Origin of the sequence: Ciceribacter azotifigens, from assembly GCF_048159625.1 — a bacterium.
GTDB classification, from domain to species: Bacteria; Pseudomonadota; Alphaproteobacteria; order Rhizobiales; family Rhizobiaceae; genus Allorhizobium; species Allorhizobium azotifigens.
Genome location: NZ_JBLQTA010000001.1, coordinates 316,531 through 333,796, shown reverse-complemented (window position 1 = coordinate 333,796; position 17,266 = coordinate 316,531). Strand labels below are relative to the sequence as shown.

Sequence of the window (17,266 nt, the reverse complement as noted above, 5' to 3'; positions counted from 1 at the left end):
ATCTTGTCGAAGGGAGCCGTGAGGGCTCCCTTCTTCGTCTTTTGTGCCTTATTTGCCCGTCGTTGCCGGCTTGCCCCACTCGGCGATCGCGATCCCTCCGAGCACGAGAACGAGTGCGATGACGTGGAAGAGCTGCACCGGTTCGGAAATGAGGGTGACGGAGAGCAGCGTGCCGAAAACCGGCACGAGGTTGATGAAGAGGCCGGCGCGGTTGGCACCGATGCCCTCGACACCCTTGATGTAGAAGATCTGCGAGATGAGCGACGGGAAGAGCGCCGCATAGGCGATGAGCACCCAGCCGGTGAGGTCCGGCACGACCAGGTTTCCGGTGGATGCTTCCCAGAAGACGAGCGGCAGGGCGGTCAGGGTCGCGCCGAGGGAGGCGCCGGCCATAAGGCTCTTCCAGTGCACGGGCGGCTTCCAGCGAAGGCCGACCGTGTAGATCGCATAGGCGACCACCGCCAGCAGCAACAGGGCGTCACCGTAGTTGAGGGTGAGCGCGAGCAGGGCCGCGAGATCGCCGTGGCCGGCCGTCAGCGCGACGCCGACGAAGCTGATGAGGAAGCCGACGATCTGGACGAGGGACACGGGGATGCGGAAGAAGGCGAAGTTCAGGACGAAGATCAGGACCGGGATGCCGCCCTGTTCGATCGCGCCGTTGACCGCACTGGTATATTGCAGGGCGGTGTAGAGAAAGCCGTTGAAGGCCGTGTAGCCGATGGCGCCGTAGGCAAGCAGCAGCAGCCAGTTGCGCCGGAGCACCGGCCAGTCGGCCTTGAGCTGCGGTACTGAAATGGCCGAGATCAGGATCGTGGCGATCGCCCAGCGGGACAGGTTGAGCGCCATCGGGCTTATATGGCCGATCGCCAGCTTGCCGACGATGGTGTTGCCGCCCCAGAAAAGCGTGCAGACGGTGAGCAGAATATAGGATCGAAAAGGCAAGCGGCTTACCTTCAGCTTTGGACGGGGATGGATGGTGCTATACGTCGATTTGGCCTTCGGGATAGGCGAGGGAGGGAGCGTTGTCACGCAAAAAGCCAAATCGCCTTTCACAAACAGGTCGATTTTAAAAAAGCAACACAGTATAGATGCGCGGGTTTGAATAGGGCGCAGCCAGCGCAGATAGGCAGGATTTCGAGATGACGAACGTCGTGGTGGTCGGGTCGCAATGGGGTGACGAGGGCAAGGGCAAGATTGTCGACTGGCTCTCCGAGCGCGCCGATGTCGTGGTACGTTACCAGGGCGGACACAATGCCGGCCATACGCTGGTGATCGACGGCGTCAGCTACAAGCTTTCGCTTCTTCCCTCCGGTGTCGTGCGGCCGGGCAAGATGGCCGTCATCGGCAACGGCGTCGTCGTCGACCCGCATGCGCTCGTCGCCGAAATCGGCCGGCTCGCGGCGCAGGGCGTCAAGGTCACGCCGGAAAACCTGAAGCTCGCCGACAACGCGACGCTGATTCTCTCGCTGCACCGGGAGCTGGACGGCATGCGCGAGGACGCGGCCTCCAATTCCGGCACCAAGATCGGCACGACCCGACGCGGCATCGGCCCGGCCTACGAAGACAAGGTCGGCCGTCGTGCGATTCGCGTCATGGACCTCGCCAACACCGAGGCGCTGGCGGGCAAGGTCGACCGTATCCTGACCCACCACAATGCGCTGCGCCGCGGCTTCGGTGTTCCGGAAGTCAGCCACGAAGCGATCATGAAGGAGCTGACGGATGTGGCCGACCGCATCCTGCCCTTCATGGACACCGTCTGGAGCTATCTCGACAAGGAACGCCGCAAGGGTTCGCGCATCCTCTTCGAAGGTGCGCAGGGTTCGCTGCTCGACATCGACCACGGCACCTATCCCTTCGTGACCTCGTCGAACACCGTCGCCGGCCAGGCAGCCGCAGGGTCCGGCATGGGACCGGGGGCGCTCGGCTACATTCTCGGCATCACCAAGGCCTACACGACCCGCGTCGGCGAGGGTCCGTTCCCGACCGAGCTCACCGACGAGATCGGCCAGTTCCTCGGAGAGCGCGGCCATGAATTCGGCACCGTGACGGGCCGCAAGCGTCGCTGCGGCTGGTTCGATGCGGCGCTCGTGCGCCAGTCGGTCGCCACCAACGGCATTTCCGGCATCGCGCTGACGAAGCTCGACGTCCTCGACGGTCTCGACGAGATCAAGATCTGCGTCGGCTACATGCTCGACGGCAAGGAAATCGATCACCTGCCGGCAAGCCAGGGTGACCAGGCCCGTGTGGAACCGGTCTACATCACGCTCGAAGGCTGGAAGGATTCCACCGTCGGTGCCCGCAGATGGGCCGATCTGCCGGCGCAGGCGATCAAGTACGTGCGCCAGGTCGAGGAACTCATTGGAGCGCCGGTGGCGCTGCTTTCGACTAGTCCCGAACGTGACGACACCATACTTGTGACCGACCCGTTTGAGGATTAATGTCGGAATTCTTTAACGAATTGTCCGCCGGCCGGCGATCAAGAGAAAGTGCTCATGGCTGATTTCATTTCGGTTATCCGGCGTGCCGTCGACGGGCTGTCGAACAACACACCGGAGATGCGTGCGAAGGTCTACGAAAAGGCCCGGAGCGCGGTGGCGCGGCAGCTGGAGAACATGTCGCCGCGTCCGCCGGAGGAGATGCTGCGCCGCCAGATGGACAAGCTCGAAGCTGCCATCCAGGAGGTCGAAGCCGAGCATATCGAAGCACTGCCTGAAGAACCGGAAGCCGCCCTGCTGGAGGAAGAGCTGGGGATAGCCCCGGCCGCCGCCGCCCATGCGGAGCCGGAGCCTGAACCGGAAGCCTATCAGGAGCCTGTCGCCGAAGAGGACCACGCACCTCACGAGGCCTACGCAGAGCCGGCGGAGGAACAGCCAGAGGAAGAAGCCGAAGCAGAGACCCCGCTTCATGAAGAGCCTGCCGCGCCGGTCTCTCCGGCGTATGCGCCGGAGCCCGCAGAGGAAGAGCACGCAGAGCCTCCGGCAGAGGAACGTGCCGAGCCCGCCTACCACTACGAGGAAGCCGAACCCGAGCATGTCGCCTGGGGCGCGGAGGGCGAATACGCCGCCGCCGAGGCGCCGGCCGAGGAAGCTTATCCCGGCGAGCCCTGGCCGCATGCGGCCGAGGAACAGCCGGCAGAGGCGGCAGAGGAAGAGCGGGCCGTCGAGCCGGAAAGCGAGTTGCCTGTCGTTTCTGCGGAGCCCGAGGTCGAGGAAGCCGTAGCCGAAGAGCCGGCAGCCGCCGCACCCACGGCCTGGCCGGAGAGCGTTCCGGACTACGGCCGTACCTACAGCGACTGGGCGGAGACCGCGCGCGAGGAAGAAAAGCCTCACGAAGCCGAAGCGCCGGAAACGGCTGCTGCGCCGGCTCGGGCCATGCCCGAGGCGGCGTTCGAGCCTTGGGAGACGACGGAGGAGCCGCAGCCGCAGGAGACGCCGGCTGCCGCCGCGCCCACCGGCAAGGCAGCCGCGCGCGACATCGATCTGCTCGACTGGGACACCACGGCTTACCAGCCGCCAGCCGGCGTCGACGGTAGCAAGGGCGGCGAGGCGCAGAACTTCGACGATTTCGCCGACTGGTATGCGGCGGTGGCGACACCGGCCGCGGGTGCAGCGCTCGAAGCGGGCGGTGCCGCGGAGGGCCAGAAGGCGGCTGGCGCGGCTTCCGAGACGAAGGCCGGCGGGACGGTTCCTCCGGCGGAGAAAGTTCCGGGAAAGCCATACCGTATCGAACAGACCAAGCGGCGCAACTATGTACCGATCGCGGTCGGCGTGCTCGTCGTGGCCGCACTTGCCGGCGGCGGCTACGGGCTCTGGGCAAACCGTGACGCGGTGACGACGTTCGTCGACGATTCCGTCAATTCGCTGACGGCGATGGTCGCGGGCGAGGGGACGGAAACGACACCGCCGCCCGCAGAGACCGCCAAGACGGAGACGCCGGATGCGGCGGTAACTCCGCCCGAGGCGGGGGCCGAGACAAAGGCTCCCGACGCCAAGGCACCGGCGCCTGCCGAAGAGGGCGCGGTCAAGGGGCAGAAATTCACCCAGCGCCTGCTGGCGGACGGAAGCGAAGTCGATGAAGGCGCCGGCACGGCCGCCGCAAACGCCGGCACCGAAGGACGCTCGATCTCCGAACAGAACGTAGGCGGCAGTCAGCCCTCCGGTCAGGCAGGGGCGACGGCCGGCGGCACCGCCGCCGGTGCGGCGACCACGCCGCCGCCGGTCGACATGAGCAAGCCCGTCGCCGGCGAGAAGGCCTTCCTCTACGAGGAACGCCTCGGCCAGACGGCACCGACGGCGATCACCGGCGCCGTCGAGTGGACGGCGCTCAACGACACGAGCGAGAACGGGCGCCCCAATCCGGCGATCCAGGGCAAGCTCTCCATACCCGATCGCGGCCTTTCGGCACTAATCACCATCAAGCGGAACGCCGACAACTCGCTGCCCGCGAGCCACCTGATCGAGATTGTCTTCTCGGTGCCGGCGGATTTCGAAGGCGGGGCGGTCGACAACGTCCAGCGCATTGCCATGAAGCGGACGGAACAGGACCGCGGCGATCCGCTGGTCGCGGTTTCCGCGAAGGTCACCGACGACAGCTACCTGATCGCGCTCAACGACTTCCAGGATGTCGTCGCGCGCAATCTCGACCTGCTGCGCACCCGCAACTGGATCGATATCCCGGTGACGTACCGCAACGGTCGCCGGGCCCTGCTGACGCTCGACAAGGGTACTGCCGGCGTGGCGGTATTCGACGAGGTCCTGAAGCAGTGGGCGGCGCTCGACAGCGGCGCCAACGGCGGCTGACGGCAACAAAAAAGGGTTTCGGGAGCTAACCCGAAACCCTGTGTCGCAAAAGGCGGAGAAACGGCGCGGCTGCCGCCGCGAAAGCGTGTTTCAGACCACGCGTCCGTCTGCCGACGGATCGGCGTCATCCGGAAAATCCGAAATCAGGCTTCGACCACGCTGAGCGCGGAAGCGCGCTCGAGCGCCTCCTTCTGCACGGCTTCCTGCACCTTCTCGAAGGCGCGGACCTCGATCTGGCGGACGCGCTCGCGACTGATGTCGAATTCCGCCGACAGGTCTTCCAGCGTCACCGGATCCTCCGCCAGACGGCGGGCCTCGAAGATACGCCGTTCACGATCGTTGAGGACGCTCATGGCACGGGCGAGCATGCGCCGGCGTGTTTCGAGTTCGTCCTGCTCGATGAGGATGTCTTCCTGGCTGTCGTGTTCGTCGACGAGCCAGTCCTGCCACTGGCCGGATTCACCCTCGGCGGCACGGATCGGCGCATTCAGCGATGCGTCGCCGGAGAGGCGGCGGTTCATCGAGACGACCTCGTCCTCGGACACGTTCAGCTTGGTGGCGATTTCCGTCACCTGCTCGGGTTTCAGGTCGCCTTCCTCGATCGCCTGGATCTTGCCCTTGAGGCGGCGAAGGTTGAAGAACAGCCGCTTCTGGTTGGCGGTCGTCCCCATCTTCACCAGTGACCAGGAGCGCAGGATGTATTCCTGGATCGCGGCCTTGATCCACCACATGGCGTAGGTTGCCAGGCGGAAGCCGCGTTCCGGATCGAATTTCTTGACCGCCTGCATCAGGCCGACATTGCCCTCGGAGACGACTTCGCCGATCGGCAGGCCATAGCCACGATAGCCCATAGCGATCTTGGCGACGAGGCGCAGGTGGCTGGTGACGAGCTTGTGGGCAGCATCGCGGTCGTTATGCTCGGCATAGCGCTTGGCCAGCATGTATTCTTCCTGCGGCTCAAGCATCGGAAATTTGCGGATTTCGTCGAGATAACGGCTCAGGCCGGCTTCGCCGGCGGCGATGATAGGCAAAGTATTGCGGGCCATAAAGCACCCCCTTCCTTGTGTCGCGACGGTCCCCTTGAGTGACCCCAGTCGATAGGCGGACCGATCGGCATGGCTTCCGGACGAAGCCCATACCGAGCCATATGCCAGATAAGTACGGCAAAACGGTGATTCAAGTCATCCTGATGGTGTTATATCATTACAATTCGGTAACCTCGACCGTCTTCGAGGTCACAAGCGCGTGAGGTGCTCCAGCACGTATGACTGGCTCCTGCGGTAGCGGTCGAAATCGTGGTCGAACTGGCCGCGCGACACACCGATGTCCTTCAGCGTCTGGTCGGAAAGTTCGTAAAGCGCGTTCCTGTTGCGGCGCCGCTCCCGCATCCTGCGAAAGAAGGCCACCACGCCGGCGAGCCACGATCTTGTTCGCGCGGAACCGTCCACCGGACATTCCACTGGCGTACCGCCGGTCGTCGTTTCCGGCGAGGTTTCATGCCGGGCCGGCAAAAGGGCGAGCGTTTCCTGCCGCGGGCGCGTCCGCCCCGGATCAAAATTGTCCATCACTGTTCTCCTGTCAGAAATGGCCGGCTCGTCAGAGCCGGCCGTCAAGCATAGGCCGTTCGATTTGCCTCAGTTCTGCATGTGTGCCGCCGGCTGGCGGCCGATCGCCTGGTAGGCTTCCCGCAGGGCGTCCGCACATTCCTGGCAACAGACCTCCACAGTCTTGCCGCCGATCCGCACGGCGATGCGGGTGTCGTCGAGCTTGCAGTCACAGGCAGCACATGTGTCGTTCTTCATCATCCGCTCCTTGGCATCGGCTGTTGTGTACGATCTAAAAATGCCTCTTTCGCCGGTCCGCCGCTGTCAGATTCTTTAGCGATCTATCGCCGGTTCAACGCAATCCGACGAATCGCTGGAATTCCGCCGGCGTGCGGCCATAGGCCTGGCGGAAGGCGGCACTGAAGTGGCTATGGCTTGAAAAGCCGAGTTCGAGACCGAGCGCCGTCAGGTCGTCATAATCGCCCAGAAGATCGAGCGCCTTGGCGAGCCTCAGACGCAACTGGTAGCGATAGAGCGGCACCCCCTCGACCTGCTGGAACACTTGGGTGAGGTAGACGGGGGAGACGCCGGTTTCTGCGGCGATCTCGCCGAGCGTCCAGCGGCGGGCGAGGTCGGAGGAGAGCACGAGCTTCGCCCGGTCGGCGAGTTTCCTGCGTCCGTAGCTCGACGACGAGCCGCCGCCGGTGTTGTGTCGTCCGACGGCGCGGCGAACGAGCGTCAGCGCCAGCGTCTCGCCCTCCAGCATTTCGGCGGTGCCGGTGGCGAGGCCATGGCGCAGCAGGGCGACGAGGGCCTGGGCGCGCGCGTCGATCTGCAGCTTCTGCTTGTTGAAGGCGAAGGCCGGCGCCTTCGTGCAGTGGGTGTCGGGAACGAGTTCGGCAAACAGCGCTTCCGGCATCGCAACGCTCAGGCAGGCATCGCCGCCTGCGACCGGATGGCTGACCCGATAGGCCTCGCCGCGGTTGAAGAGGAGGACCTGGTTCGGCTCGGCGACGACGTCCTCTTCGCCGATACGCCGCACGAAGACGCCGCGGTAGGGGAAGACGAGGCAGGTCTGCGACGCCTGTTCTTCCTCGCCCATCTCGCGGCACGCGCCGTCGCAGATGACGTCGCGAACGGCGACGCTCTCCGTCTCGAGCAGCAGGTTCACCACGAAGGCCATGGCCGGTTCTCCAGTTCGGGGTGAGGAACATAGCGTGAACACGCGCGTTCCGCCACCCGTTTCTTGAGAAATTCGACCGATATGAATCGTTGTCCGGCGCCGAGGCTCAGACCTGGCGCAGTGCCTCGATCACCTTGACCATGTCGTCCGGCAGGGGCACTTCAAAGCGCATGACCTCGCCGGTCGAGGGATGTTCGAACTGCAGCAGATAGGCGTGCAGCGCCTGGCGCGGGAAGCGATTGACGATTGTCCGCGCGGGTTCCGGCAGCAGGTTCGCCTTGGTGCGGAAGGCGGCGCCGTAATCGACGTCGCCGATAAGGGGATGGCCGATATGGGCCATATGAACGCGGATCTGGTGGGTGCGGCCGGTCTCCAGCCGGCATTCGACGAGAGAGGCGATGCAGGTGGCATCCGGCTTCTCGCCGTAACGCTCCAGCACTTCATAGTGGGTGATCGCTTCGCGCGCGTCGTCGCTCTCCTCGCGCTTGACGGCGCGCTTGGTGCGGTCGCCGCCGCGGCCGAGCGGCGCGTCGATCGTTCCGTGCAGGCTCCGCGGCCGGCCCCAGACGATTGCCTGATAGGCACGTTCCAGCGGGCCGGTGCGGCCATGGTCGGCGAACTGGTCGGCGAGGTGGCGATGGGAAAGGTCGTTCTTGGCGACGACCATGACGCCCGAGGTATCCTTGTCGAGCCGGTGGACGATGCCCGGCCGTTTGACCCCGCCGATCCCCGACAAGCTGTCGCCGCAATGATGAATCAGCGCGTTGACGAGCGTTCCCGTCCAGTTGCCGGCTGCCGGATGGACGACGAGGCCCGGCGGCTTGACGACGACGATCAGGTCCTTGTCTTCGTAGACGACGTCTAGGGGAATATCCTCGCCCGTCGGCTCCGGGTCTTCCGGCTCCGGCATCACGATCGCCAGACGGTCGCCGGGATGGATCTTGCGCTTCGGCTCGGTGGTCGGATTGCCGTTCAGCGTCACCGCGCCCTGCTCGATCAGCGCCTTGACGCGGCTGCGCGAGAGGCTTCCTTCGAGATGGGCCGCAAGCCAGGCATCGATGCGACCTTCGGCATCGTCGCCGGCAATCAGCTCTTTCCTTGCGCTTTCGGGTTGGTTAAAGGGGTCGTTCATCCCTGCGATCCTGCGTGACGGCGGTTTTCCGCCCGGTTCGCTCTCGATCAGAACGGGCCACGGCCGGTCGCTCCGAAGGAAAGGCAAGCGTATATGACGAATTTCGAGCCAGAAGAACAGGAAGAAAAACCGCTCGATCCGGCGCTCGAGAACGTCCGCCGAAAGATGGTGCGTCTGCAACTCGTCTCCGCGGGCATCATGTTCGTCAGCCTTATGGCGGTGTTGGGAGCCGTTGTCTACAAGGCGACCAAGAGCGAGACCCGCGAGCCGGTCGCATCAACCTCGCTCGCCATTCCCGCCGACCAGCCGGTGACGGCGACGGCCAGCCTGCCGCAGGGCTTCACGGTCCAGTCGACTGCGCTTTCGGGCAGCCAGATCCTGTTCTTCGGCCAGATGGCCGACGGCACGCGCAAGGCGCTCGTCTTCGACATCACCGTCGGTCGCGTCGTCGCCGACGTGACGGTCGCCGGACAGTGATCGCGGCGCGATGACGCCGGCCGAGGAAAGAACAGAGATCACCGATCCGGACGATCCGCGCATCGCGGAGTTCCGGCACATCCGGGAGCGCGATCTCACGGGACGGGAAGGCCGGTTTGTCGCCGAGGGCACGGTCGTCCTGCGCATGCTTGCGGCGGCGCACCGCGCGGGCCGCGGTATTCGGGCGGAAAAGATCCTGCTCCTGCGCAACCGTGCCGCCGGTCTCGCCGATGTCCTGTCGCTCTTTCCGGCGGATGTTCCTGTCTACGAGGCCGAGGCTCCGGTGATCGATGCGATCGCCGGTTTCCACCTGCATCGCGGCGTGCTGGCGCTCGGAATTCGCGACGCTGCACCTCCGCTGAACGAACTGTTGCGGGAGCTGCCGGACGACGCGCTCGTGCTTGCCGCCTGCGGCATCTCCAACCACGACAATGTCGGCTCGATGTTCCGCAATGCCGCCGCCTTCGGCGCGAGCGCCGTCGTCCTCGACGAAACCTCTTGCGATCCGCTCTACCGCAAGGCGCTCAGGGTGTCGGTCGGATCGGTGCTCACCATGCCCTATGCGCGGGAAGGCTCGATCCTCGACATGCTCGGGGCACTCGCCGGAGCGGGGTTTGCGATCTGGGCGCTGTCGCCGAAGGGCGAGATCGAAATCCGCGACATCGCACCGTCGCCGCGCCTCGCACTGGTGATGGGAACGGAAGGCGAGGGGCTGCCGCCGGCGGTGCTGTCGCGGTTCCACACAGCCCGCATCGCCCAGTCCCCGGAGCTCGACAGCCTGAATGTCGGGACGGCGAGCGGGATCGCGCTCTACAGCGCGGCGATGGCCAAGCGCATCCTCTGAAAGGCCGTCATTCCGGCGTCGTCGGAACGGTCGCCGCCGGCAGCGACGGATCAAAGGCCACCGCGCGTTCGGCGAGCGACTTGCGAGCCTCGCCGCCGCGGGCGGGAACGTTGGACAACAGCGCGCGGATCGGCGAGGCGGCGCCTTCCCGGCGGGCCGTGAGCGCGATCATCTTGGCGGCGATCTCCGCAATTTCCTCGCGCAACGCCTCGTCGTTTGCGGGCGAGGTCGCCTTCGTCAGCCGCTCGGTGAGCGCCGTGTGGCGGTGGCGCAGTTCGTCGGCGAGGAGATCGGGATCGATTGCGGCCGCCGGCTGCATCAGCACCAGCGGGTCTTCGGTGGCTTGCTCGGGAATGTCGATCTCCTTGATGTCGGGCGCGGCAATATTGGCGGCGCGAAGGGCGCGCAGCGCCGCGCGAACCTGGCGATTGCCGGCCTTCAGGTTCTCGCGCAAAGTGGCGATCTCCTTCGTCCGGCGTTCGATGACGGCATCCTTGTCCACGGCCTCGGCCATCAGCCGCGTCAGCCTGTCGTCGAGCCGCAGGAGCTTGTCTTCTTCCTGCGCCAGCCGCATCTCTGCGTCCTTGGCGCGGCGGGTGGCGAGCTTCGTCTCCCGCCCCAGTTCGTCGCGCTCGGCCTTCAGCGTCTGCACCCGCATCTTCAGGTTCTCGATCTCGGTGTCGCGACCGCTCTTCTCGATCTTCAGGTCGTCGATTTCGCGGTTCATTCGGGAAATGCGCACGACGAGGCGCTCGATTTCGAGGTCCTTGGCGACGGCCGCCTCCTCGGTGCGCTTCAGCGTTGCGTGCAGATGCAGCGCCTCGCTCTCGGCGCGCCGGATCTCCGCACGGAAATTCGCGGCCTCCACGCTCATTTCGTCGATCTGGGTGCGGAGGTCCTGGCCTTCCGCGGAGAGCCGGCCGGCCTCGGCGGCGAGTGTCTCGTTCTGGAGCTTGAGGTCGACGGACTTGTCGCGCTCGCGCTTCAGATCCTGCGACATGCGGGCGTTCTCGGCGGCGTAGACGGCGCGGACCATGTCCTTCTGGGCGCGGACCTCGCGCGGGCTGAGCGGCACCGTCGCCTTCAGCCGGTTCTCGGTATAGAGCACGATGCGCTTGTGAACCGACGGGGCGACCAGCATCACCAGGAGAACCGCCGAGAGGAAGCCCAATCCGAACAGCAGTGCATATTCAATCACGATCGCGCCATCTCGACTGAGCTATTGCGGACACCCTGCCTGCCATTAAACACGCGGCTTGCGGGAGAACAAGCGGGCCTGAGAACCGTGGGCGGAGAAAGTCGCCCGATTTGCGGTTCCCGGACGACGCACCTGCACGCTCAGAAGGGGTTCCAGGTCGGCTGGCGGGTGAGCTTCAAGTAGCCGACATTGATGCCGAGGCGGGCGCCGACGCCGGTGCGGATCGGCACGAGGACGATGTTCTGGTTCTTCAGCACGGTCATGCCGAGGCCGGCGACCACGTAGGCCGAGCCGCTGACGCCGCCGTAGCGGGCAAAGAGGGCGTCGATGCTCGGCAGGTCGTAGACCAGCATCATGGCGCGCGTGCCGTTGCCGCCGTAGTCGAGGCCGAGGGAGGGGCCCTGCCAGAAGACGTCGTGCTGGCCGGCATTCTTGGTATAGAGCATGCCTTCGCCGTAGGTCAGGCCGGCGATGAAGGCGCCGGAGCCTTCCTGGCCGAGGATATAGCCGTTCGGCAGTCCGTACTGGGAGAATGCCTTTTCGATCACCTTGGCGAGCGCGCCGCTGGTTTCACCGAAGAAGCTATGGCCGGCGTCGACGATTTCCTGGGCGGTATATTCGTCGTTTGCGGCCGCGGCGGGCGCGAGGTGGAAGCCCATGCCGACAAGAAGGACGATCGCCGCCATCAGCGCACGAAGGCCTGCGGTCTCGCGGATGAAGTCAGGGCGCATGGTTTCCTCCAAACTTTTCGATGCGCGTGCATCACTATGCCGAGTAAAACTATTTAGTCGTGATCGCCTTAATAATCGGTTTACCAAATATGGTGTCATTATGGCGCGAGGATTCCCGCCCGACCGGGAAGGCCGCTTGCTCATGGCGCCCTGCCTTTGCGGGGTGACCGCGCCTCCAGGAGACATCGATGCCGAAGAACGCCAACCTCACTCTCGCCGGTCCCGATCTGGCAGCGCTGCTGTGCAGCCGGGTTTGCCACGACGTGATCTCGCCGGTCGGAGCGATCAACAACGGGTTGGAACTCCTCGACGAAGGTGGCGCCGACGAGGATGCGATGGAGCTCATCCGTACCAGCGCGCTGAACGCGTCGGTGCGGCTGAAGTTCGCCCGCCTGGCCTTCGGCGCCTCCGGATCGGTCGGCGCTTCCATCGATACCGGAGAGGCGGAAAAGGCTGCGCGCGACTTCGTTGCCGCGGAAAAGAAGACCGAACTCGCCTGGAACGGTCCCCGGGCGATCATCGCCAAGAACCGGGTCAAGCTTCTGCTCAACCTCTTCCTCGTCGCCTACAGCGCCATTCCGCGGGGCGGCTCGATCGACGTAACCCTCGAAGATCCCGAATTCGAAGCGAAATTCCGCATCACCGCGAAGGGACGCATGATGCGGGTGCCGGCAAAGTTCGCGGAGATCTGCTCGGGCACCATCGAGGAGGCCATCGACGCGCACTCGATCCAGCCTTACTACACGGTGCTTCTCGCCGAGGAATGCGGCATGGAGATCAAGTATTACCAGACGGACGAGGAAGTCGTCTTCACCGCCGAGCTCGTGCCTGCGGCCTGAGCGCTCGTTGTATCCCGCACCGGCCATCGCGCGGGCGCGTGCGCCATGCGGAACGAAAGGCGGTAACCTTTCGTTAGCGGTCTCGCCCTAGACTATCCTTCGGCCCAGTGCCGCAATTCGGGGTGGAAAGCCGGGGGAGTCTCTGATGCAACGTCTGATGATCGCAGACAGTGCGGATATCGTTCGCAAGGTCGGCAAGCGTATCCTCTCGGAGATCGGTTTCCTCGTTCTCGAAGCTGCCTCGGCCCGTGATGCGCTGCTGCGCTGCGAGACCGAACTTCCCAACATCGTCATTGTCGATGCGGGCCTCGACAGGGCGCTCGACCTCATCACCAACATCCGTGCGCTGCCGGAGGGCAAGAGCGTGCTCATCTATTACTGCGTGATCGAGGCCGACCTGAAGACGATGATGGCCGGCAAGCGTGCCGGGGCCAACGAGTTTCTGCTGAAGCCCTTCGACCGCAAGATCCTGACGCAGATCTTCACCGGAAAGGCGATCGCCGCCTGATCTGACCCCCCAAGACAAACCGTTCACCGCCGTCCGCCCGGTCCCGCCGCGGCGGACGAATTGTTTCCGCTCACACGCTGCGCGCGGGCAATAAAAAAACCTGCCCCGAAGGGCAGGTTCCAGGAATGCGGGGAGGGGATGGCCCTGTCAGGCCGTTTCCATGTATTCCGAACCGTCCGGCTCGCGCAGGACATAGCCGCGGCCCCAGACGGTCTCGATGTAGTTGGCGCCGCCGGCGGCGTTGGCGAGCTTCTTGCGGAGCTTGCAGATGAAGACGTCGATGATCTTCAGTTCCGGCTCGTCCATACCGCCGTAGAGATGGTTGAGGAACATTTCCTTGGTGAGGGTCGTACCCTTGCGGAGCGAAAGGAGCTCCAGCATCTGGTATTCCTTGCCGGTCAGGTGAACGCGCTGGCCGCCGACTTCGACGGTCTTGGCATCGAGGTTCACGATCAGCTCGCCGGTGATGATGATCGACTGGGCGTGGCCCTTGGAGCGGCGGACGATGGCATGGATGCGGGCAACGAGCTCGTCCTTGTGGAACGGCTTGGTCATGTAGTCGTCGGCGCCGAAGCCGAGGCCGCGGACCTTGTCCTCGATGCCCGCCATGCCGGAGAGGATGAGGATCGGGGTCTTGACCTTGGAAAGACGCAGCGTGCGCAGGACCTCGTAGCCGGACATGTCGGGCAGATTCAGGTCGAGCAGGATAATGTCGTAATCGTAAAGTTTTCCGAGATCGACGCCTTCTTCACCGAGGTCGGTGGTATAGACGTTGAAGCTTTCGGATTTGAGCATCAATTCGATGCTCTGCGCAGTGGCGCTGTCGTCTTCAATGAGTAGAACCCGCATAATTATCCCCTTTACCGCCGCCGAAAGGTCGAGTTGGCCCCCTACGCGATACGGATCCAGTCGTTGCCTGATTTGAAGGCTGCCACCAAATGGTTAACAAATTCTGATTCCCTCTGGCAAGGTGTACCGAATTTATTAAGCAAAGATACCAGTCTCCTGTTTTTTCACAGATTTCGGGCATCGCCATAAGTGAATCAACTTGCGAGGAAAGCACGCTAACCGATTCATTTGACTCATCATTGTCGCAGGCCATTTTCGGACCCTGGCATTTACCGACCCTTAAATGATCGTGCCTATCATTAACGATGCCCGTAAACGAAAGGTTACCAGCGGTAGTTTTTTGTTAACCCCGGCGGACTTTTTGCAGACACTGATTCGTCCGAGCGGCATGGGCAGGTAGTTTTTGAGCATGTGTGGCGGGGGGTCTCGCATCACGGGAGTATTGCGTATGAAGTCGCGTGAGAGCCTATTGCGCCTGAAGGAATTTCAGGTCGCCGAAAAGCGTCGGCAATTGCAACAGCTGCAGACTATGATGTCCGAATTCGATCGCATGGCGAAGGAACTCGAGAACCAGATCGTTCTCGAGGAGAAGAAGTCCGGCATTTCCGATCCGAACCATTTCGCCTATCCGACCTTTGCCAAGGCGGCACGCCAGCGCGCGGACAATCTCCAGATCTCGATCCGGGAACTGAAGGTCCAGCAGGACGCAGCCGAACTGGCGCTTGAGGAGGCGGAAGCCGAAATGGCAAAGGCGGCCGCGCTCGGGGAGCGCGACAGCCAGATGCGCATCCGCGCATAGGCGGACGCTCTCTCAGGGCGTTCAGGAACGAATTGTAAGATGCCGCGACCAGAGGTCGCGGCATTTTCGTTTTCAGATGGGGATATCGGCGGGAACGGTCCGTCGACCGCTCAGAACTGAATGACGTCGTTCCATTCCGGATGGCGGTTCGCCTGGGCGCGGAAGAATGGGCAGAGCGGAATGATCTTCCAGCCGCCGGTGCGGGCCTGCTCGACGACGTGAACGGCAAGCGCCTGGCCGACGCCCTTGCCGCGAAGAGCTTCGGCGACCTCCGTATGATCGACGATGATGAGGCGAGGGGAGGTCCGCGAATACGTCATGACGGCGTCGGCGCCGTCCAGGGTCGCGCGGTAGCGCCCACCCGATCCTGTCTCGTCGTGGCTAAAATCCATCTTCCTGCTCCTCGTTGGGGACAATGCAGCGGCGGCGAACGCCGGTTAGTCGACCGGCGGGCCGCGCTACAATATGGGAGGCGGATTGCAAAACGAAAGGGCGCTCGATGTGCTCGAACGCCGGATCTTGGGAGAAAGGCTTCGGCCGGGAGGGCCCGGTACAGCTCAGTGGCGGTACTGCTGGATGCGGGTGGTGCGAAGACCCGGCAAGCCGTGGTCGTTGATCGAAGACTGCCAGGAAAGGAACTCCTCGACCGTCAGCGTATAGCGCTCGCAGGCTTCCTCGAGGCTCAGCAGGCCACCCCGCACCGCGGCGACGACTTCCGCCTTCCGCCGTATGACCCAGCGACGCGTATTGGCCGGGGGCAGATCGGCGATGGTCAGGGGACTGCCATCGGGGCCGATGACGTATTTTACTCGCGGGCGGATCATTTCGGTCATTGGACTCTCTACACATACTCAAGACCACACGAGCGCATGCTAGCCGGGCATCTTTAAAAATTGCCTAAGCAGGCAGTAACGATTTGATAAGAATTCTACCATTTTACCGACTGTGGTTTCAGTCGCGCGTTTCCGCGGCCGCTGCTGCTTAAATCTGAGCGAAATGTATAGAAGTCATTCGTAAAGAACAGTATTCGTTCTCGCTGAACCATGTATAAGGCCGGCTACCAACGCGGCCGGACGTGCATTCGCTTCGCCGCGAGGCTTCGTTTTCGACGAGCGTTCTTTCCTCTGCCCTGCCTCAGGTGGTCGGCCGAGGCAAGAGCAGCGACGGGATCGCGGTCATCCTCGACATCTCTCCGCACACGGTCGTGAGTTATCTCAAGAAAGCGCTGCGCAAGCTCGGCGCGGTCAATCGCATGCAGGCGATCGCCCGCGCCTGCCGGCTCGGACTGATCCGGGCCGGTCGACCCTAGATCATCACCGCCGAGAGCTCCGTGCCGCCATAGCCGAACCGGAGTTCGGCGCTGCCGCCGTGCCTGAAGGACAGTTCGTCTCCCGCCGAGAGCCAGGTCACTACCATGACCGACTGAAACGTCGCCGACGATAGGGCAGGGCCCTGGATCGTGCTGATGCTGGTCGTTCCGTTGACGCTGAGCGCGATCTCGTGCCCGGAAGAGGACAGGAGGGCGGCCCCGATACTCACCTGATAGATGCCGGTTGCCGGAACCATGAGCGCGTGGCCGTATCCCGAACCGAGAGCCGGTCCGAGTGCAAACCCGCCCTGGACGACATGAAGGTCGTCGAAGCCCGTATGGCTGCCCGCCGCCGGTACGAGGGTCGAGGCCGCGAGAGAGGCGCGCACGGCCGGGCGCCCGCTCATCTCGACGACGCCCGCGGACGAGATCGCGAGCGCGGTCGTCCAGGCGCCTCCGTCGGGGCTCACCTTGATCGCGAAGGCGTCGGAGCCTGCAAGCCCCATCTCGGCGCGTCCCTGCCAGCCAGACTGGAACAGCAGCGAAGCCGTCTCGGCGGCGGCGGCCTTATTGATCTTCACCTGGTGGCCGTGGCCGGCATGGCTGAAGAGGCTGGCATCGGCCGAGACGGCGAGCCGGTTGTAGCCATCGGCCGCGGCGTTGACGCCGAGCGTCTCGACGGCGGCGTCCGCCGGCAGCGGCAGGTCGTTCCACGCACCCCCGGAGAAGACGACCAGTCCCCCACGCTGAAGGTCGAAAGCGCGCCAGCCCGGGCGAGGCGTGATGAAGATCCAGCTGCCATCCTGGCGAAAGGCGAGCCTGCCCTCCTTGCCGCTCCAGTCGCCGGCCGCGGGTGCCGCCGTCCAGTAGCACCCGCCGTCCACGGCATCTGCCGGCGGCGAGGCCGACGTGCCGACGATCACCAGCTGGACGAGGGCATCGAGCCGCTGCAGGGCCTCGTTGTGGGTGACATGCTTCTGGGCCTGGGCCGGGAGGAGGTAGGGCAAAGCGAGGTTGGTCGTGGCGTCGGTCATGGTTGTGCTTCTCCGGTTGG

19 protein-coding genes and 1 pseudogene are annotated in these 17,266 nt (G+C 64.2%); 8 read left to right on the top strand and 12 right to left on the bottom strand.

What is annotated here, in order from left to right:
* Positions 1 to 48: 48 nt before the first annotated feature.
* Positions 49 to 942: a DMT family transporter gene (locus ACM6UT_RS01700; RefSeq protein WP_416795640.1), complete on the bottom strand. Its 894-nt coding sequence runs from the start codon at positions 940 to 942 to the stop codon at positions 49 to 51.
* A gap of 197 nt (positions 943 to 1,139) precedes the next feature.
* Here ACM6UT_RS01700 and ACM6UT_RS01695 point away from each other — a divergent pair, with 197 nt between their 5' ends.
* Together ACM6UT_RS01695 and ACM6UT_RS01690 are read left to right on the top strand one after the other, a co-directional pair.
* On the top strand, positions 1,140 to 2,438 hold the full coding sequence (locus ACM6UT_RS01695) for an adenylosuccinate synthase (RefSeq protein ID WP_416795639.1): 1,299 nt from the start codon (positions 1,140 to 1,142) through the stop codon (positions 2,436 to 2,438).
* A gap of 54 nt (positions 2,439 to 2,492) precedes the next feature.
* Positions 2,493 to 4,799, top strand: coding sequence for a hypothetical protein (locus ACM6UT_RS01690; protein ID WP_416795638.1), 2,307 nt, complete (start codon positions 2,493 to 2,495; stop codon positions 4,797 to 4,799).
* A 143-nt stretch (positions 4,800 to 4,942) separates the two neighbouring features.
* Here ACM6UT_RS01690 and rpoH read toward each other — a convergent pair whose 3' ends face one another.
* From rpoH to ACM6UT_RS01665, 5 genes are all read right to left on the bottom strand, one after another.
* Positions 4,943 to 5,845 (bottom strand): RNA polymerase sigma factor RpoH, encoded by a 903-nt coding sequence (gene rpoH, locus ACM6UT_RS01685; protein WP_416795637.1) that lies wholly within the window; start codon positions 5,843 to 5,845, stop codon positions 4,943 to 4,945.
* Between the two features lie 189 nt (positions 5,846 to 6,034).
* The gene (locus ACM6UT_RS01680) at positions 6,035 to 6,364 is read right to left on the bottom strand and encodes a YjiS-like domain-containing protein (RefSeq protein WP_416795636.1); all 330 of its coding nucleotides are present in this window, start codon (positions 6,362 to 6,364) and stop codon (positions 6,035 to 6,037) included.
* Positions 6,365 to 6,433: 69 nt separating this feature from the next.
* On the bottom strand, positions 6,434 to 6,601 hold the full coding sequence (locus tag ACM6UT_RS01675) for a hypothetical protein (protein ID WP_416795635.1): 168 nt from the start codon (positions 6,599 to 6,601) through the stop codon (positions 6,434 to 6,436).
* 94 nt (positions 6,602 to 6,695) lie between these two features.
* Positions 6,696 to 7,526, bottom strand: a complete 831-nt coding sequence (locus tag ACM6UT_RS01670) for a helix-turn-helix transcriptional regulator (RefSeq protein WP_416795634.1) — start codon at positions 7,524 to 7,526, stop codon at positions 6,696 to 6,698.
* A gap of 106 nt (positions 7,527 to 7,632) precedes the next feature.
* Positions 7,633 to 8,658 (bottom strand): RluA family pseudouridine synthase, encoded by a 1,026-nt coding sequence (locus ACM6UT_RS01665; RefSeq protein WP_416795633.1) that lies wholly within the window; start codon positions 8,656 to 8,658, stop codon positions 7,633 to 7,635.
* A gap of 93 nt (positions 8,659 to 8,751) precedes the next feature.
* Here ACM6UT_RS01665 and ACM6UT_RS01660 point away from each other — a divergent pair, with 93 nt between their 5' ends.
* Together ACM6UT_RS01660 and ACM6UT_RS01655 are read left to right on the top strand one after the other, a co-directional pair.
* Positions 8,752 to 9,135 (top strand): hypothetical protein, encoded by a 384-nt coding sequence (locus tag ACM6UT_RS01660; RefSeq protein WP_416795632.1) that lies wholly within the window; start codon positions 8,752 to 8,754, stop codon positions 9,133 to 9,135.
* 10 nt (positions 9,136 to 9,145) lie between these two features.
* Entirely contained in the window at positions 9,146 to 9,979 is an 834-nt protein-coding gene (locus tag ACM6UT_RS01655; protein WP_416795631.1) for a TrmH family RNA methyltransferase, read from the top strand.
* Between the two features lie 7 nt (positions 9,980 to 9,986).
* Here ACM6UT_RS01655 and ACM6UT_RS01650 read toward each other — a convergent pair whose 3' ends face one another.
* Together ACM6UT_RS01650 and ACM6UT_RS01645 are read right to left on the bottom strand one after the other, a co-directional pair.
* The gene (locus tag ACM6UT_RS01650) at positions 9,987 to 11,177 is read right to left on the bottom strand and encodes a coiled-coil domain-containing protein (RefSeq protein WP_416795630.1); all 1,191 of its coding nucleotides are present in this window, start codon (positions 11,175 to 11,177) and stop codon (positions 9,987 to 9,989) included.
* A gap of 140 nt (positions 11,178 to 11,317) precedes the next feature.
* Entirely contained in the window at positions 11,318 to 11,863 is a 546-nt protein-coding gene (locus ACM6UT_RS01645) for a DUF1134 domain-containing protein (RefSeq protein ID WP_416795866.1), read from the bottom strand.
* Positions 11,864 to 12,096: 233 nt separating this feature from the next.
* Here ACM6UT_RS01645 and chpT point away from each other — a divergent pair, with 233 nt between their 5' ends.
* Together chpT and ACM6UT_RS01635 are read left to right on the top strand one after the other, a co-directional pair.
* Positions 12,097 to 12,747 carry a histidine phosphotransferase ChpT gene (gene chpT, locus ACM6UT_RS01640; RefSeq protein ID WP_416795629.1) on the top strand — a complete coding sequence of 217 codons (651 nt, stop codon included), beginning with the start codon at positions 12,097 to 12,099 and terminating at the stop codon, positions 12,745 to 12,747.
* Positions 12,748 to 12,892: 145 nt separating this feature from the next.
* A complete protein-coding gene (locus ACM6UT_RS01635; protein WP_416795628.1) occupies positions 12,893 to 13,255 on the top strand; it encodes a response regulator in 363 nt (120 codons plus the stop codon).
* Between the two features lie 147 nt (positions 13,256 to 13,402).
* Here ACM6UT_RS01635 and ctrA read toward each other — a convergent pair whose 3' ends face one another.
* On the bottom strand, positions 13,403 to 14,104 hold the full coding sequence (gene ctrA, locus ACM6UT_RS01630; RefSeq protein ID WP_099058674.1) for a response regulator transcription factor CtrA: 702 nt from the start codon (positions 14,102 to 14,104) through the stop codon (positions 13,403 to 13,405).
* Between the two features lie 448 nt (positions 14,105 to 14,552).
* Here ctrA and ACM6UT_RS01625 point away from each other — a divergent pair, with 448 nt between their 5' ends.
* On the top strand, positions 14,553 to 14,903 hold the full coding sequence (locus tag ACM6UT_RS01625; protein ID WP_416795627.1) for a flagellar export protein FliJ: 351 nt from the start codon (positions 14,553 to 14,555) through the stop codon (positions 14,901 to 14,903).
* A gap of 110 nt (positions 14,904 to 15,013) precedes the next feature.
* Here the strand turns inward: ACM6UT_RS01625 and ACM6UT_RS01620 are convergent, their stop codons facing one another.
* Together ACM6UT_RS01620 and sciP are read right to left on the bottom strand one after the other, a co-directional pair.
* On the bottom strand, positions 15,014 to 15,295 hold the full coding sequence (locus ACM6UT_RS01620; RefSeq protein WP_416795626.1) for a GNAT family N-acetyltransferase: 282 nt from the start codon (positions 15,293 to 15,295) through the stop codon (positions 15,014 to 15,016).
* Positions 15,296 to 15,460: 165 nt separating this feature from the next.
* Positions 15,461 to 15,736, bottom strand: a complete 276-nt coding sequence (gene sciP / locus ACM6UT_RS01615) for a CtrA inhibitor SciP (protein WP_006725852.1) — start codon at positions 15,734 to 15,736, stop codon at positions 15,461 to 15,463.
* 291 nt (positions 15,737 to 16,027) lie between these two features.
* Here sciP and ACM6UT_RS01610 point away from each other — a divergent pair.
* Positions 16,028 to 16,212: pseudogene (locus tag ACM6UT_RS01610) on the top strand (helix-turn-helix domain-containing protein); the annotation flags it as partial.
* On the opposite strand, the gene ACM6UT_RS01605 reads toward ACM6UT_RS01610, so the two are convergent.
* Positions 16,209 to 17,246 (bottom strand): DUF2793 domain-containing protein, encoded by a 1,038-nt coding sequence (locus ACM6UT_RS01605; protein WP_416795625.1) that lies wholly within the window; start codon positions 17,244 to 17,246, stop codon positions 16,209 to 16,211. The pseudogene ACM6UT_RS01610 and the gene ACM6UT_RS01605 sit on opposite strands and share 4 nt — an antisense overlap.
* Between the last annotated feature and the right edge of the window lie 20 nt (positions 17,247 to 17,266).

What these genes read in the sequence shown, in the direction of transcription:
- ACM6UT_RS01690 (WP_416795638.1), top strand. Translation starts at nt 2,493, where the DNA reads ATGGCTGATTTCATTTCGGTTATCCGGCGTGCCGTCGACGGGCTGTCG.
- ctrA (WP_099058674.1), bottom strand. Translation starts at nt 14,104, where the DNA reads ATGCGGGTTCTACTCATTGAAGACGACAGCGCCACTGCGCAGAGCATC.
- ACM6UT_RS01620 (WP_416795626.1), bottom strand. Translation starts at nt 15,295, where the DNA reads ATGGATTTTAGCCACGACGAGACAGGATCGGGTGGGCGCTACCGCGCG.
- ACM6UT_RS01655 (WP_416795631.1), top strand. Translation starts at nt 9,146, where the DNA reads ATGACGCCGGCCGAGGAAAGAACAGAGATCACCGATCCGGACGATCCG.
- ACM6UT_RS01680 (WP_416795636.1), bottom strand. Translation starts at nt 6,364, where the DNA reads ATGGACAATTTTGATCCGGGGCGGACGCGCCCGCGGCAGGAAACGCTC.
- ACM6UT_RS01660 (WP_416795632.1), top strand. Translation starts at nt 8,752, where the DNA reads ATGACGAATTTCGAGCCAGAAGAACAGGAAGAAAAACCGCTCGATCCG.
- rpoH (WP_416795637.1), bottom strand. Translation starts at nt 5,845, where the DNA reads ATGGCCCGCAATACTTTGCCTATCATCGCCGCCGGCGAAGCCGGCCTG.
- ACM6UT_RS01665 (WP_416795633.1), bottom strand. Translation starts at nt 8,658, where the DNA reads ATGAACGACCCCTTTAACCAACCCGAAAGCGCAAGGAAAGAGCTGATT.
- ACM6UT_RS01645 (WP_416795866.1), bottom strand. Translation starts at nt 11,863, where the DNA reads ATGGCGGCGATCGTCCTTCTTGTCGGCATGGGCTTCCACCTCGCGCCC.
- chpT (WP_416795629.1), top strand. Translation starts at nt 12,097, where the DNA reads ATGCCGAAGAACGCCAACCTCACTCTCGCCGGTCCCGATCTGGCAGCG.
- ACM6UT_RS01695 (WP_416795639.1), top strand. Translation starts at nt 1,140, where the DNA reads ATGACGAACGTCGTGGTGGTCGGGTCGCAATGGGGTGACGAGGGCAAG.
- ACM6UT_RS01635 (WP_416795628.1), top strand. Translation starts at nt 12,893, where the DNA reads ATGCAACGTCTGATGATCGCAGACAGTGCGGATATCGTTCGCAAGGTC.
- ACM6UT_RS01670 (WP_416795634.1), bottom strand. Translation starts at nt 7,526, where the DNA reads ATGGCCTTCGTGGTGAACCTGCTGCTCGAGACGGAGAGCGTCGCCGTT.
- ACM6UT_RS01605 (WP_416795625.1), bottom strand. Translation starts at nt 17,246, where the DNA reads ATGACCGACGCCACGACCAACCTCGCTTTGCCCTACCTCCTCCCGGCC.
- ACM6UT_RS01625 (WP_416795627.1), top strand. Translation starts at nt 14,553, where the DNA reads ATGAAGTCGCGTGAGAGCCTATTGCGCCTGAAGGAATTTCAGGTCGCC.
- ACM6UT_RS01675 (WP_416795635.1), bottom strand. Translation starts at nt 6,601, where the DNA reads ATGAAGAACGACACATGTGCTGCCTGTGACTGCAAGCTCGACGACACC.
- sciP (WP_006725852.1), bottom strand. Translation starts at nt 15,736, where the DNA reads ATGACCGAAATGATCCGCCCGCGAGTAAAATACGTCATCGGCCCCGAT.